This is a genomic window from Microbacterium sp. Leaf203 (genome assembly GCF_001421275.1).
GTDB lineage: Bacteria > Actinomycetota > Actinomycetes > Actinomycetales > Microbacteriaceae > Microbacterium > Microbacterium testaceum_A.
Window position 1 is genome coordinate 503,032 of record NZ_LMKF01000031.1, and the last position, 13,252, is coordinate 516,283.

Below are 13,252 nucleotides of genomic sequence, written 5' to 3' on the forward strand. Positions count from 1 at the left end.
GGCGCCGCTGTCGTATCCGGGGTCAGGCCCCGATGCCGCGGATGGGCGGGTGGTGGAACGTGTCGCCGAAGGCGCGCTCCGACGCCCCCTCGCGGTCGAGGTAGGGCGAGGCGCCACCATCGATGAAGGGCCAGCCGGCGCCGAGGATGAGGCACAGGTCGATGTCCTGCACCTCGGGGACCACGCCCTCGTCGAGCATGATCTTGATCTCCTGTGCGAGGCCGTCCTGCACGCGGGCGAGGATCGTCTCAGGCGCAACGGGCGTCTTGCCGGTGACGAGAACCTTCTGCGCGGCCTTCGTCCAGCCGGTCACGCGGCCGCCCTTGTCCTTCTCGACGACCTCGGGGAGCGCGGCGAGCTCGTGGAAGTTCTCCGAGGCGAAGAACCGGTCGGGGAACGCGTGCGCCATCGTGTCCTGCACGTGCGCGGCGACCTTCCAGCCGACGAGGTCGATGAGCTGGAACGGCCCCATCGGCAGGCCGAGGGGCGCGAACGCCTTCTCGACCACCATGATCGGCGTTCCCTCGTAGACCGCGCGAGCGGCTTCGCCCATGACCTTCGCCAGCAGGCGGTTCACCACGAAGCCGGGTGCGTCCGCGGTGAGCACGGCGTTCTTGCCGAGACCCTTCGCGACGACGAAAGCCGTCGACAGTGCGGCGTCGGAGGTGGCATCCGTCTTCACGACCTCGATGAGCGGCATGACCGCGACGGGGTTGAAGAAGTGGAAGCCCACCAGGCGCTCCGGGTTCTGCAGCACCGAGCCGATCTCGGCGACCGAGAGCGACGAGGTGTTCGTGGCGAGGATGGCGTCGTCGGCGACGATCTTCTCGATGGCCGAGAACACCTCCTGCTTGACGCCCACCTCTTCGAACACGGCCTCGATGACGAAGTCGCAGTCGGCGAACTCCGACCGGTCGGTCGTGCCGTGCACGAGCGCACGCAGCTGGTTGGCGGTGTCGCCGTCCAGGCGGCCCTTGGCCTCCAGCTTGCCGATCTCGTCTCGAATGGATGCCACGCCCTTGTCGACCCGCCCCTGATCGAGGTCGGTGATGATCACGGGCACCCGCAGCTTGCGCACGAACAGCAACGCGAACTGCGAGGCCATGAGGCCCGCGCCGATGACGCCGACCTTGGTGACCTTCTTCGCGAGAGCCTTGTCGGGGGCCCCGACCGGACGCTTGGCGCGCTTCTGCACGAGGTCGAAGGCGTACATGGATGCCGCGAACTGGTCGCCCGTGATGAGCTCGGCCAGCGCCTCGTCTTCGCGCGCGAAGCCCTCGGCCTTGGTGCCGCCCTTCGCCTTGTCGAGCAGGTCGAGCGCGACGTAGGGGGAGCGGGGCACGGTGCCGATCTTCGACTCGAGCATGCCGCGGGCCATCTTGATGGCGATGGGCCACTTGGTGAGGCGCTCGAGCTTGCCCGGCTCGTTCTTGCGCTCGACGCGCACCCGACCGGTGAGCACGCCATCGGCCCACCGCAGCGAGTCCTCGAGGTAGCTGGCCGCCGGGAAGATGGCATCCATAATCCCGAGATCGAAGGCCTGCTGCGGCTTGAGCATGCGGTTCTGCTTGAGCGGGTTCGAGATGACGACCTCGAGCGCGTTCTCGATGCCGATGAGGTTCGGCAGCAGGTAGGCGCCTCCCCAGCCGGGAATGATCCCGAGGAACACCTCGGGCAGCGCGATCGCCGCGGCGGAGGAGTCGACCGTGCGATAGGTCGAGTTGAGCGCGATCTCGAGACCGCCGCCGAGGGCGAGGCCGTTGACGAACGCGAACGAGGGGACGCCGAGCTCCGACAGCGACCCGATCACCTGGTGTCCGCGCTGTGCGATGAGGCGCGCGACATCTTTCGAGGGCAGCTTCGCCACGTCGGACAGGTCGGCGCCCGCCGCCAGGATGTACTGCTTGCCGGTGATCGCGACGGCGTGGATCTCGCCGGCGTCGGCGCGCTTCTTGAGCGTCTCGAGCGTCTGCCCGAGCTCGGCGAGGGTCGCAGGTCCCAGCGTGTTGGGCCGGGTGTGGTCGCGACCGTTGTCGAGGGTGATCAGCGCGAGCACGTTGCCCGAGGGCAGACGCACGTCGCGGACGGGGGAGTGGGTCACCACCTCGTCGCCGGTGAGGGCGTCGAGGGGCGTGAAGTCGATCGAGGTGTAGTTGCTCACGTGCGCTTCTTCTTTCCGTCGAAGAACGGGTTCTCCCAGATGACCGAGCCGCCCTGACCCAGGCCCACGCACATGGCGGTGAGGCCGTAGCGCACGTCGGGTCGCTCGGCGAACTGCGCCGCCAGCTGAATCATGAGACGCACTCCGGATGCCGCGAGCGGGTGGCCCAGGGCGATGGCGCCACCCCAGGGGTTCACGCGCGGGTCGTCGTCGGCGATGCCGAAGTGGTCGAGCAGCGAGATCACCTGGATGGCGAAGGCCTCGTTGAGCTCGAACAGGCCGATGTCGTCGATCGTGAGGCCGGCCTTCTTGAGGGCCTTCTCGGTCGAGGGGATCGGGCCGATGCCCATGATCTCGGGCTCGACGCCGGCGAAGGCGAACGACACCATACGCATCTTGGGCGCGAGGCCGAACTCCTTCACGGCGCCGGCTCCGGCGAGCAGGCTGATGGTCGCACCGTCCGTGAGGGGCGACGACGTACCGGCCGTGACGCGCCCGTGGGGGCGGAACGGCGTCTTGAGCGTCGCGAGGCCCTCGACGGTGGTCTCGGGGCGGCGCCCCTCGTCCTCCGTGGCGAGACCCCACGCGCCCTCGGCGTCCTTGACGGCGACCGAGACCAGGTCGGGCTGGATCTTGCCCGCCTCGTAGGCGGCCTGCACCTTGTGCTGGCTGGCGGCGCCGAAGCGGTCGGCGCGCTCCTTCGTCAGGTGCGGGAAGCGGTCGTGGATGCGTTCAGCGGTGACGCCCATGTTGAGCGCGCCCGGGTCCACGAGCTTCTCGGCCACGAAGCGCGGGTTGGGGTCGACGTTTCCGCCGATGGGGTGGCGTCCCATGTGCTCGACGCCGCCGGCGAGGGCGAGGTCGTACATGCCGACGCCGATCGAGGCGCCCATCGTCGTGACGCTCGTCATGGCGCCCGCGCACATGCGCTCGATCGCCAGGCCCGGCACCGTCATCGGCAGACCCGCGAGGATCGCCGCGGTGCGCCCGAGGGTCAGTCCCTGGTCACCGGTCTGCGAGGTCGCGGCGATCGCCACGTCGTCGATCCGGTCCTTGGGCACGTCGCCGTTGCGTTCCATCAACCCCATGATCGCCTTGACCACGAGGTCGTCGGCGCGGGTGTTCCAGTACATGCCTTTTTCGCCGGCGCGCCCGAAGGGGGTGCGCATTCCGTCGACGAAGAAGACGTCCGTCATCTCGGCCACTCTGCCTCCATAGTTTGGGATGACCCCAGCCTAGGAAGAGGCGAATCCGCCGCAGAATCGGTTGTCCGAACCTACGAATCCGTTCCGGACACGTCGTCATCGGCATTGAGGGAAGCTACAAAACTATCGGCGATCACCTGTGAGGTCCGGTCAATCTGCCACGGCCGCGCCCCCAGCTGCGCGAGAGCCTCCCCGATGGCCTCGGCGGTCGTCTCGGCGGGCGGCGCCCAGGCGAGACGACGCAGCGTCTCGGGCGTGAGAAGGTTCTCGGTCGGCATCCGGAGCTCTTCCGCCCGCGCCTCGACGGCCGGACGCGCCTTCTTCAGCCGGCGATCGGCCTCGGGATTGCGATCGGCCCACGCGCGCGGCGGAGGCAGCGTGTCGCTCGGGACGCGGTCCGCCGGCAGGTCCGTCGCCTCGCGTCCGGCGACGATCGCGTTCCACCAGCGATCGAGCTGCGTGCGGCTTGCCCGGCCATTGAATTCCTTGACGCCCGCGAGAGCCTGTTTGCTCGCGGGATCGGCGAGGACGGCGGCCACCAGCGCGCGGTCGGGCACGAGACGCCCGGGGGCGACATCCTGCTCGCGGGCGTAGTCCTCGCGCGCCTGCCACAGCGAACGGGCGACGGCCAGCGACCGGCGACCGCGGACGCTGTGCAGGCCGCTCAGGCGCCGCCACGGGTCGTCACGAGGAGGCTTCGGCTCGCGATCGAGCACGGCCTGGAACTCCTGCCTCGCGATCTCGGTCTTGCCCTGCTCGGTGAGCTCGGCATCCAGCACGTCACGCACGTCGATCAGGTGCTCGACGTCGAGGGCCGCGTATTCGAGCCAGGATGCCGGCAGGGGGCGCGTCGACCAGTCCGCGGCCGAGTGGGCCTTGGCCAGGGTGATGCCCAGCGTCTGCTCGACGACGGCCCCGAGACCGACCCGCTCATGCCCGAGAAGGCGCGAGCCGAGCTCGGTGTCGAAGATGCGCGGCGGCTCGAGACCCCGCTCGCGCAACGACGGCAGGTCTTGGCTCGCGGCGTGGAACACCCATTCGACGTCGCCGATGGCGCGCTGCAAGGGCGAGAAGTCCTCGATCGTGGAGGGGTCGAAGAGGAAGACCCCGGCCTCGCGCCGGAACACCTGGATCAGGTACGCACGCTGCGAATACCGGAACCCCGAGGCACGCTCGACGTCGACCGCGACGGGACCGCTCCCCGCGGCCAGGGTCTCGCACGCGGCGAGGAACCCCGCGGCATCCTCGATGACGATGTACTCAACCACGCGTGGGCCTCCGGGCTCCGAGAACAGCGACGCCCTCCGACCCCGGGGGGAGGCCGGCGAGCATGCACACGAGCTCCGCCCACGCCTCGAGGTGCGGGCGGAAGGGACCGCGCGGCGACCATGACGCGCGAAGTTCGATCTGCGACCCCTCACCCTGGGCTGCCAGGGCGCCGAAGCCGGTGGAAAGGGTCTTGGTGGCGGTGCCCGACTCCGAGTGGCGCTGCGCCCCGCGCGAATCCAGCGCGTCGATCAGCCACGACCAGGCGACCTCGGCCAGCAGGGGGTCGACCCCGATCTCGGGTTCGAGAGGGGCCTGCGCGAAGCACACGATGCGCCACGCACCGCCCCACGGTTCGGGCTCTTCGGGGTCGTGGAGCAGGATGAACCGTCCCGTGCCGAAGGGGGAGTCGGTCGCGTGCTCCTCGGGGCGGACATCGCCGGCGAGAGCGAGCGAGAAAGGAGCCAAGCCCGAGGGCGAGGGGATCTGCCGGACGACCAGATCGTCGCGGAAAGCCGTGTCGCGCACCTCTTCGACGGCTCGCGCGAAGGGGCTGTCGGCCTCCGCCGGGCGCTGGTCACTCACGGCCACAGACTAGAGTGAGGCCTCGATGAACGCTCCCAGGCGCGCCGCGGGTCCTCGCGCATCGCAGCGCACGAACCCCGGCCTCCGCGTCACGCTCTCCGCTCTCGGCGTCGCCCTCGCGGCCTCCGCGACCGCTCTCGGGGCGGTCTCGCTGAGCGTCGCACGAACGGTCGTCCGTCCCGCCGGACGACGCCCCGACACGCGCATCGTGCGTCTGGACGCCGCCGCGCAGACCATCACGCTCGGGCGCTCTGCCGACACGGTGCTGCCCGGTCGTTACGGTCTCTTCACCGTCGGATCGGCCGACTACCTGCGGGTCGGCTCGATCGTCGGCGAGGACGAGGACACCGTCACCCGCAAACTCCTCACCCACGTACCCGCGGACGGAGACCTCGCCGCCGAGGCGGCCTTCAGCGGGTGGTACTTCGACAAGCCGGACGACCTGCTCCTGCCGTTTCAGTCGATCGACATCGACACCGGAGTGGGCGCATGCCCCGCGTGGGAGTTCCCCGCCCACGGCGACACCGACGTCTGGGTCATCCAGGTGCACGGCCGCGGCACGACCAGGTCCGAGACCCTGCGCGCCGTCCCCGTGTTCCACGCGCTCGGCATCTCGAGCCTTGTGGTCTCGTACCGCAACGACGGAGACGCCCCGCGCAGCCCGTCCGGCACCTACGCCCTCGGCGCGACCGAATGGCGCGACGTCGACGCGGCGATCGGCTACGCCCGCCGTCACGGGGCTCGCCGCGTGCTGCTGATGGGCTGGTCGATGGGCGGAGCGTTGTCGCTGCAGGCCGCGCTCGAGTCGCCGCACGCCGACGTGATCGCCGGCCTCGTCCTGGATTCGCCGGTGGTCGACTGGCGGACGGTGCTGAACTTCCAGGGGCGCGCGATGCGCCTGCCCGCACCCGTCATCGCGCTCGCGGAACGCACGCTCGCCTCGAACTGGGGAGCCACGGCGCTACGCAGCGGCGAGCCCATCCCTCTCGACCGTCTCGACGGGGTCTCCCGGGCGGCCGAGCTGCGGCATCCTGTCCTCATCCTGCACAGCGACGACGACGGCTTCGTCCCCGCCGACGCCTCGCACGCGCTGGCGCAGGCGCGCCCCGACCTCGTCACGATGGAGACGTTCACGGTCGCCCGCCACACCAAGCTGTGGAACTACGACGAGACCCGGTGGACCTCCGCCATCCAGGAGTGGATCCGCGGACAGGGCCTCGCGCGGGACTGATCCGGGATGCCGGGAACCCGGCAACCCGCGCGGCTCAGGCGTCCCGCTTCGCGCGCACCTGGCGTTTGGCGCGCATGAGCATGCCGGTCATGCCCGCGATGCGCAACGGACTCACGGCGCGCGTCAGACCGATGCTCTGCGGGAAGTCGTCGGGCACCGCGAGCACCTCGTCGGCGGACAGCCCCGTGAGCCCCTGCGACAGGATGCTCGCGAAGCCGCGCGTGGTCGGCGCCTCGGCGGGGGCCGTGGCGTGCATCGCGACCCGGTCGGCGTCGTCGACGGTGACGATGATGTACACCGGCGACTGGCACTCGACGACACGCTCACGCATCTCGGGGTGGTCGGCGTACTCCGCCGGAACCTCGGGCAGCTCCTGCGAGAACTCGAGCAGCAGCTGCAGGCGATCGGGCTCGTCGAGCTCGAGGAACTCGTCGCGGATCTCGGCGAGGCGGGCGGGGAGGGCGTTGTCGGACATCACCGTCATCCTCCCACGCCCGCGTCGACCGGGATCAGCGCGAGGGGACCTCGCCGGGCTCGGCACCCGCGACGATCGGCACGCGGACCGCGCTGCCCCACTCGGTCCACGAGCCGTCGTAGTTGCGGACGTCGTCGAAGCCCAGCAGGTGCTTGAGCACGAACCAGGTGTGGCTCGAGCGCTCACCGATGCGGCAGTACGCCACGATCTTGTCTCCGTCGGCCAGGCCGGCGCCGTCGCGGTAGATGGCATCCAGCTCTTCACGCGACTTGAACCCGCCGTCCTCGGCCACGGCCTTGCCCCACGGCACGCTCTGCGCGCTGGGGATGTGGCCGGCGCGGAGAGCGCCCTCTTCGGGGTAGGCCGGGGCGGTGGTGCGCTCGCCCGAGTACTCCTCGGGGGAGCGGACGTCGATCAGCGGGTTGCCGAGGTGGGCGAGCACGTCGTCCTTGTACGCGCGCAACACCGAGTCGTCGCGCTCGACGACCGGGTAGTCGGTGGGTTCGAGGACCGTCTTGTCGGTCGTGATCGGGCGGCCCTCGGCGATCCACTTGTCGCGGCCCCCGTCGAGCAGGCGCACGTCCTCGTGACCGAAGAGCGAGAAGACCCACAGGGCGTACGCCGCCCACCAGTTGTTCTTGTCGCCGTAGATCACGACGGTGTCGTCGCGCGAGATGCCCTTGCGGCTCAACAGCTCGGCGAATCCCGCGCCGTCCACGTAATCACGGACGACGGGATCGTTGAGCTCGGTGTGCCAGTCGACCTTCACGGACCCGGGGATGTGCCCCGTCTCGTAGAGCAGAACGTCTTCGTCGGACTCCACGACCACGAGTCCCGGCTGCCCGAGACGCTCCTGGAGCCACTCGCCCGTGACGAGACGGCCGGGCTCGGCGTAGTCGGCGAACTTGGGGGACGTGGTGTCGAACTCGACGGTCACGGAGACTCCTCGGTCAAGGCGGTGGATGGCGCGGCATAGGGTGGACACCGCACCATCGACCCTAGATCCGCGGCATGGGGCACGCACCCTCCCCGTAAGACTTGGACACAGGACGGCCATGACCTCCACTCCCGCCACGACCGGCCTCATCCACCTCACCGAACGCGAGCCCGCCGTCTCGGGCGCCGACATGGTGAACGCCCTCGTTCCGCCTCCCCAGTTCGATGGAGCGACCTTCGAGTCGTACCGCGCCGACGACGCCTACCCCTCGCAGCAGGAGGCGAAGGAGCTGCTGCAGGAGTTCGCCGGTCGACAGGCGGCGCCGGCCAAGAAGGGCGGCTTCTTCCGCCGTGCCGAGAAGGTGGCCCCCGTCAAGCCGGGCGTCTACCTCGACGGCGGATTCGGCGTCGGAAAGACCCACCTCCTCGCGGCGATCTATCACGCGATGCCCGCCCGCCGGAAGTACTTCGGATCGTTCATCGAGTACACGGCCCTCGTGGGGGTCCTCGGCTACGCCAAGGCCGTCGAGCTGTTCCGCGGTTCGGACCTCCTCTGCATCGACGAGTTCGAACTCGACGACCCGGGCGACACGATGGTCATGACGCGCCTGCTCGGCGAGCTCGTGGCATCCGGAACCCGGCTCGCCGCGACCTCGAACACCCCGCCGAACGCGTTGGGCGAGGGGCGCTTCGCGGCGCAGGACTTCTTGCGCGAGATCCAGTCGATGGCCGACAGCTTCCGCACGATCCGCATCGACGGCACCGACTTCCGTCAGCGCGCGATCGACGGAGAAGCGAAGGTCCTGTCCGACGAGGGGTATCGACAGGCGATGGATGCCGCCGCCGGCGGCGCCGTGGCATCCGACGACTCCTTCCTCGACCTCGTCGGCCACCTCGCACGGGTCCACCCGTCGCGCTTCATCCGCCTGATCGACGGGGTCGATGTGATCGGCCTGCGCGACGTGCAGGTCCTGCACGATCAGTCGGCCGCGCTGCGCCTGGTCGCGTTCGTCGACCGCGCCTACGACGCGCAGATCCCGATCCGGGCGACGGGCGTGCCCCTGAACACGGTGTTCAGCGAAGAGATGCTCGGCGGCGGATACCGCAAGAAGTACCTGCGCGCGGTCTCGCGACTCGTGGCGCTGACGCACTCCTGAGGCGAGTTCATCGCCGGTTCGCGGGCGCAGGAAACGCGATGTTTACCGGAGCGGCCCGCCTGTAACGCCCCCGAAACACGGGGCGAACGGCGGCGGAACCGAGGCTGTGGACACTGAGGGGACCCGACGCTTTACCTGCGTCCCTGCAGAGAGGTTCCCTCCGAGATGGATCAAGGCAACACCGCATTCATCCTGATAGCAGCGGCACTCGTGCTGCTCATGACGCCAGGACTCGCGTTCTTCTACGGCGGTCTCGTCAAGGCCAAGAGCGTCATCAGCATGATGATGATGAGCTTCGGCGCGATGGGCCTCATGGGCGTCCTGTGGGTGCTCTACGGCTACGCGATCGCGTTCCCCGCGACCGACGCCGGGGTCACCAACGCTCCGTGGCACATCGACGGCACCGACTTCGGCCTCGCCAACGTGCTCACCACCCCCGAGGGCGCCGCGTACCCGCCGCTCGCCTTCGTCGCCTTCCAGGCCACGTTCGCCATCATCACCGTCGCCCTCGTCTCGGGCGCGATTGCCGACCGCGCCAAGTTCGGCGCGTGGATGATCTTCGCCGGCATCTGGGCCACGGTCGTCTACTTCCCCGTGGCGAGCTGGGTCTTCAACTTCGGCCTCGCCGAGGACGGCACCTTCAGCTACGGCGGCTGGATCACGCACGGTCTGCAGGATGTGTTCGGCGTCGGCGCAATCGACTTCGCCGGTGGTACCGCGGTCCACATCAACGCCGGTGCGGCTGCCCTCGCCCTGGCCCTGGTGCTCGGGAAGCGCGTCGGGTTCCAGAAGGGCGCCCACGTCCCTCACAACCCGCCGTTCGTCCTCCTCGGTGCGGGTCTGCTGTGGTTCGGCTGGTTCGGCTTCAACGCCGGTTCCGAGCTCGCCGCCGACAACACCGCCGCCCTGGCCTTCGTCAACACGATCGCCGCTCCCGCCGCGGCCCTTCTGTCGTGGCTGATCGTCGAGAAGATCAAGGACGGCAAGCCCACCTCGGTCGGCGCCGCCTCCGGTGCCGTCGCGGGTCTCGTCGCGATCACCCCGGCCTGCGCCGCGCTGACGCCGATCTGGGCCATCGTGCTGGGCCTGCTCGCCGGCGCGATCTGCGCCCTCGCCATCGAGCTGAAGTTCAAGCTCGGCTTCGATGACTCGCTCGACGTGGTCGGCATCCACCTCGTCGGTGGTCTGCTCGGAACGCTCTACCTCGGCATCTTCGCCAACACGAGCGGCCTCATCTACAGTGGCTCGTTCAACCAGCTGATCGTCCAGGCGATCGCGGCCCTCGCGGTGCTGGTCTACTCGTTCGTGCTGGCCTTCATCATCGGCTTCGCGATCGAGAAGACGATCGGCTTCCGCGTGAAGAACGAGGACGAGATCGCCGGCATCGACACCGTCGTGCACGGCGAAGAGGGCTACGTCCTCTCCGACGTCCGCGCCTGATACCCGCCCGACCCCGAACGGGGCGTCGCCGATTCGTCGGCGGCGCCCCGTTCGGCGTGCCTAGGGTGTGGGTATGGGAACCGCTTCTCGTCTGCTGTCCGCCGTGCTGGGCATGTTCCGGTCGACGCCGGCGGCTCCGCCCGTTCGTCGTTCCGCCCCCGTCACGCCGACCGCGCGCCCCTCGGCCCCGAGCGGGAGCGAGACCGTCGAGATCGATCCGCCGCGGCGGCTCACCCTGTCGTACGCGCCGAAACGCGACAACGCCCCCGACGGGGGCGAGATCGTCTGGACGTGGGTTCCCTACGAGGAGCGCGACGGGCGTGGAAAGGATCGGCCGGTCCTCGTCATCGGTCGAGCGGATGCCACCCGCTCCTACGCCGTGCGACTCACCAGCAAGCCGCACGACGGCGACCGGCAGTACCTGTCGCTGGGCACGGGGGAGTGGGATCCCCAGCGCCGTCCCTCGTGGATCGACATCGACCAGCTGTATCTGGTCCATGACGCGGGGATGCGCCGGGAGGCGGCGGCCCTGGACCGCGCGCGGTTCGACGCCGTCGCCGCCGCTCTCGCCGCGCGCTACGGGTGGTCGCGCGGCTGACTCTCTGCGTCCATCGCCGAACCGGACGAGGAACTGTTCGTGAGAGCTACGTGAGATTCCTCTCATCTACCGGGCTTTCTTGACGGGAACCGTTCGTTCTCGGCGCCCGGGTCGCTAAATTTCTGCCGTGCCGTTGGATCCGGAAGAGTCGTTCGCGCAGGTCGAAGCCGACGTTCGTCGTGCCGAGCTGCGCGCCGCGCAGATGCCGGCCTTCGAGGCGACGGTCGCTTCGGTGCGCGGGACCGGTCGCTCTCGTGGTCGCGACGTCATCGCCCAGGTGGACTCGGGCGGCCGGGTCGTCGATCTGCGGCTGAGCGAGGCAGCTCTGGCCCGCGGCGCGCAGCGGCTGTCCGCCGAGATCCTCTCGACCATCCGTCACGCCGAGGCCGACGCCCGCGAGAGTACTCTCCGCGCGGTGAGCGAGCTGCTCGGTGCCGACGATCCCATCGTCGCGCAGTTGCGCGACACCGAACCCGCCTCACCCGAGAGGACTCTTCATGGCCGATGACATCGCCGTCGACTTCGATCGACTCCGACAGCACGCCGCATTCGTCGATTCCCTCGTGGGAGACGTCGGATCGGCGCTCTCCGTCCTCCGCGGCGGAAACCTGCTCCCCGAAGCCTTCGGACTCCTGTGCGCTTTCCTCGTTCCCCCCGGACTCGCGCTGTCGGCAGCCGCCACCGGCCTGCTCGGCGAGGACCAATCACTGCTCATACGAACCGCCGGAGAGCTGCGGCAGACCGCCGACCAGTGGGAGCAGTTCGAGAGCGACACCATCGCGACCATCCGATCGCTCGAGTCTGCGATGGGGGTCTGATGAGCACCGCCGTCGCCCCCGGCACCACCTTCTCGGGGAGCCGCGTCATTGAGTCGGGTCGAGCCCTCGCCGACGCCGTCAAGAGCGGCAACTGGCTCGACGGAGGAATGGCCTTCCTCGACACCCTGGGTGATGCGGCCGCTGCCCTCACCGACCCCATCGGCACGTTGACCGCGTGTGGTCTCGGATGGGTGATGGAGCACCTCAAGCCCCTCAGCACCTGGCTCGACCAACTCGCCGGCAGCGCCTCCAACGTCGCCTCCGTCGCGTCGCAGTGGGTCTCCGCCGGGTCGTCGATGCGACAGGCGGGCGCCGACCTCACCCGCCGGTTGAGCGACCTCGAGGGCATGACCGGCGGCAGCATCACCGCCTACGTGCGGTTCGCCACCGACGCGGCGAAGCACCTCGGCGCGTCGGGCGAGTGGGCCGAGGCCGCGGCGAGCGGACTCACCTCCGCCTCCACCCTGGTGACGAAGATGCAGGGTGTCGTCAAGTCGGCGATCTCCAAGGTCGTCGCCACCGCGATCGAGGCCATGGCGGTCGTCGCCGCCTCGTTCGGTCTCGGCATGGGCTACGCCATCGCGCGCGTCGTGATGAAGGTCAACGAGATGGTGAACAAGGTCGTGCGGCCCCTGCGCGCCGTGCTCGGCTCGGTCAAGGCCCTCACGGGGCTCGTGCAGCAGCTTCGCGGCGTCTTCGACCGCACGTCGACCACGACCGCTGCGGCCCTGCAGAACAGCGCCCAGACCATCCGCATCGACTCGGGGACCGTCGTCGACGCATCGGACGCCACCCGCTACGGAAACAACGCGGCCCACGACCTCACCGTCAAGGGTCAGCGTGCCGACGGGGTCGTCTACCGCCCCTTCGCCGTTTCGGGCGAGCACGCCTCGGGGGACTTCCACCTCAGCGGCTCCGGAGGCCTATCCGGCGCCCCCACGCCCGATGGGGCGGTCATCGGCCAGGCCTCCCTCGGCGGGTCCGGCGGCGCGGGCGGCTCGCTCGGTGGGCTGACCGGGCTCGACGCGAAAATGTTCGCCGGCGTCCACAGCGGAAGCACCGGCGCCCTCATCGGAGGGACAACCGGGGGAGCGGCCATGGCCGCGACCTCGATGTCGGCCGCGCAGGGCACCGGCCCCGGTGGTCTGCGGCCCCCAATGACGGGGGCGGGTACTCAGCACGGAGCGGGGGCCGGCAGCCGACAGAAGCTCGGTCAGCGCCGCCGCGATCTTCGCGTGGTCATCGAAGACGACTGACCCGCGATTCGACGACGCCCCGGCGTCCGGCCTCACGACGGCCGGGGCGTTACCACGTGGGGCGCGAATCGGCAGGGGCCGACGAGCGGTCGCCCCGACCGGCACGGGTCTACGGCCAGTTGGC

Annotated in this window: 13 protein-coding genes; 7 read left to right on the forward strand and 6 right to left on the reverse strand. The window is 69.8% G+C overall.

Going from position 1 to position 13,252, the window contains the following annotated elements:
- Positions 1-22 precede the first annotated feature (22 nt).
- The 4 genes from ASE56_RS15170 to ASE56_RS15185 all read right to left on the reverse strand — a co-directional run bounded on the left by ASE56_RS15170 (position 23) and on the right by ASE56_RS15185 (position 5,217).
- Complete coding sequence (locus tag ASE56_RS15170; protein ID WP_056231575.1) at positions 23-2,161, reverse strand: 3-hydroxyacyl-CoA dehydrogenase NAD-binding domain-containing protein; 2,139 nt, start codon at positions 2,159-2,161, stop codon at positions 23-25.
- A complete protein-coding gene (locus tag ASE56_RS15175; protein ID WP_056231580.1) occupies positions 2,158-3,366 on the reverse strand; it encodes a thiolase family protein in 1,209 nt (402 codons plus the stop codon). Before ASE56_RS15175 ends, ASE56_RS15170 begins: the two co-directional genes overlap by 4 nt.
- A gap of 71 nt (positions 3,367-3,437) precedes the next feature.
- Positions 3,438-4,634 carry an HRDC domain-containing protein gene (locus ASE56_RS15180; RefSeq protein WP_056231585.1) on the reverse strand — a complete coding sequence of 399 codons (1,197 nt, stop codon included), beginning with the start codon at positions 4,632-4,634 and terminating at the stop codon, positions 3,438-3,440.
- Positions 4,627-5,217, reverse strand: coding sequence for a DUF3000 domain-containing protein (locus tag ASE56_RS15185; protein WP_056232378.1), 591 nt, complete (start codon positions 5,215-5,217; stop codon positions 4,627-4,629). The genes ASE56_RS15180 and ASE56_RS15185 overlap by 8 nt, the downstream gene beginning before the upstream one ends.
- A gap of 25 nt (positions 5,218-5,242) precedes the next feature.
- On the opposite strand from ASE56_RS15185, the gene ASE56_RS15190 reads away from it, so the two are divergent.
- Positions 5,243-6,448 (forward strand): S9 family peptidase, encoded by a 1,206-nt coding sequence (locus tag ASE56_RS15190; RefSeq protein ID WP_056231590.1) that lies wholly within the window; start codon positions 5,243-5,245, stop codon positions 6,446-6,448.
- Positions 6,449-6,482: 34 nt separating this feature from the next.
- On the opposite strand, the gene ASE56_RS15195 is transcribed toward ASE56_RS15190, so the two are convergent.
- Both ASE56_RS15195 and ASE56_RS15200 read right to left on the reverse strand, forming a co-directional pair.
- Positions 6,483-6,923 (reverse strand): SufE family protein, encoded by a 441-nt coding sequence (locus ASE56_RS15195; protein ID WP_056231595.1) that lies wholly within the window; start codon positions 6,921-6,923, stop codon positions 6,483-6,485.
- A gap of 34 nt (positions 6,924-6,957) precedes the next feature.
- On the reverse strand, positions 6,958-7,860 hold the full coding sequence (locus ASE56_RS15200; RefSeq protein WP_056231601.1) for a sulfurtransferase: 903 nt from the start codon (positions 7,858-7,860) through the stop codon (positions 6,958-6,960).
- A gap of 118 nt (positions 7,861-7,978) precedes the next feature.
- Here ASE56_RS15200 and zapE point away from each other — a divergent pair, with 118 nt between their 5' ends.
- From zapE to ASE56_RS15230, 6 genes are all read left to right on the forward strand, one after another.
- Positions 7,979-9,016 carry a cell division protein ZapE gene (zapE, locus tag ASE56_RS15205; RefSeq protein ID WP_056231604.1) on the forward strand — a complete coding sequence of 346 codons (1,038 nt, stop codon included), beginning with the start codon at positions 7,979-7,981 and terminating at the stop codon, positions 9,014-9,016.
- Between the two features lie 165 nt (positions 9,017-9,181).
- Positions 9,182-10,456: an ammonium transporter gene (locus ASE56_RS15210; RefSeq protein WP_056231608.1), complete on the forward strand. Its 1,275-nt coding sequence runs from the start codon at positions 9,182-9,184 to the stop codon at positions 10,454-10,456.
- Between the two features lie 73 nt (positions 10,457-10,529).
- Complete coding sequence (locus tag ASE56_RS15215) at positions 10,530-11,054, forward strand: type II toxin-antitoxin system PemK/MazF family toxin (RefSeq protein ID WP_082450736.1); 525 nt, start codon at positions 10,530-10,532, stop codon at positions 11,052-11,054.
- A gap of 127 nt (positions 11,055-11,181) precedes the next feature.
- On the forward strand, positions 11,182-11,562 hold the full coding sequence (locus ASE56_RS15220) for a YbaB/EbfC family nucleoid-associated protein (RefSeq protein WP_056231611.1): 381 nt from the start codon (positions 11,182-11,184) through the stop codon (positions 11,560-11,562).
- On the forward strand, positions 11,552-11,872 hold the full coding sequence (locus ASE56_RS15225; protein WP_056231614.1) for a type VII secretion target: 321 nt from the start codon (positions 11,552-11,554) through the stop codon (positions 11,870-11,872). The genes ASE56_RS15220 and ASE56_RS15225 overlap by 11 nt, the downstream gene beginning before the upstream one ends.
- Positions 11,872-13,128 (forward strand): hypothetical protein, encoded by a 1,257-nt coding sequence (locus tag ASE56_RS15230; RefSeq protein WP_056231617.1) that lies wholly within the window; start codon positions 11,872-11,874, stop codon positions 13,126-13,128. The genes ASE56_RS15225 and ASE56_RS15230 overlap by 1 nt, the downstream gene beginning before the upstream one ends.
- Positions 13,129-13,252 lie beyond the last annotated feature (124 nt).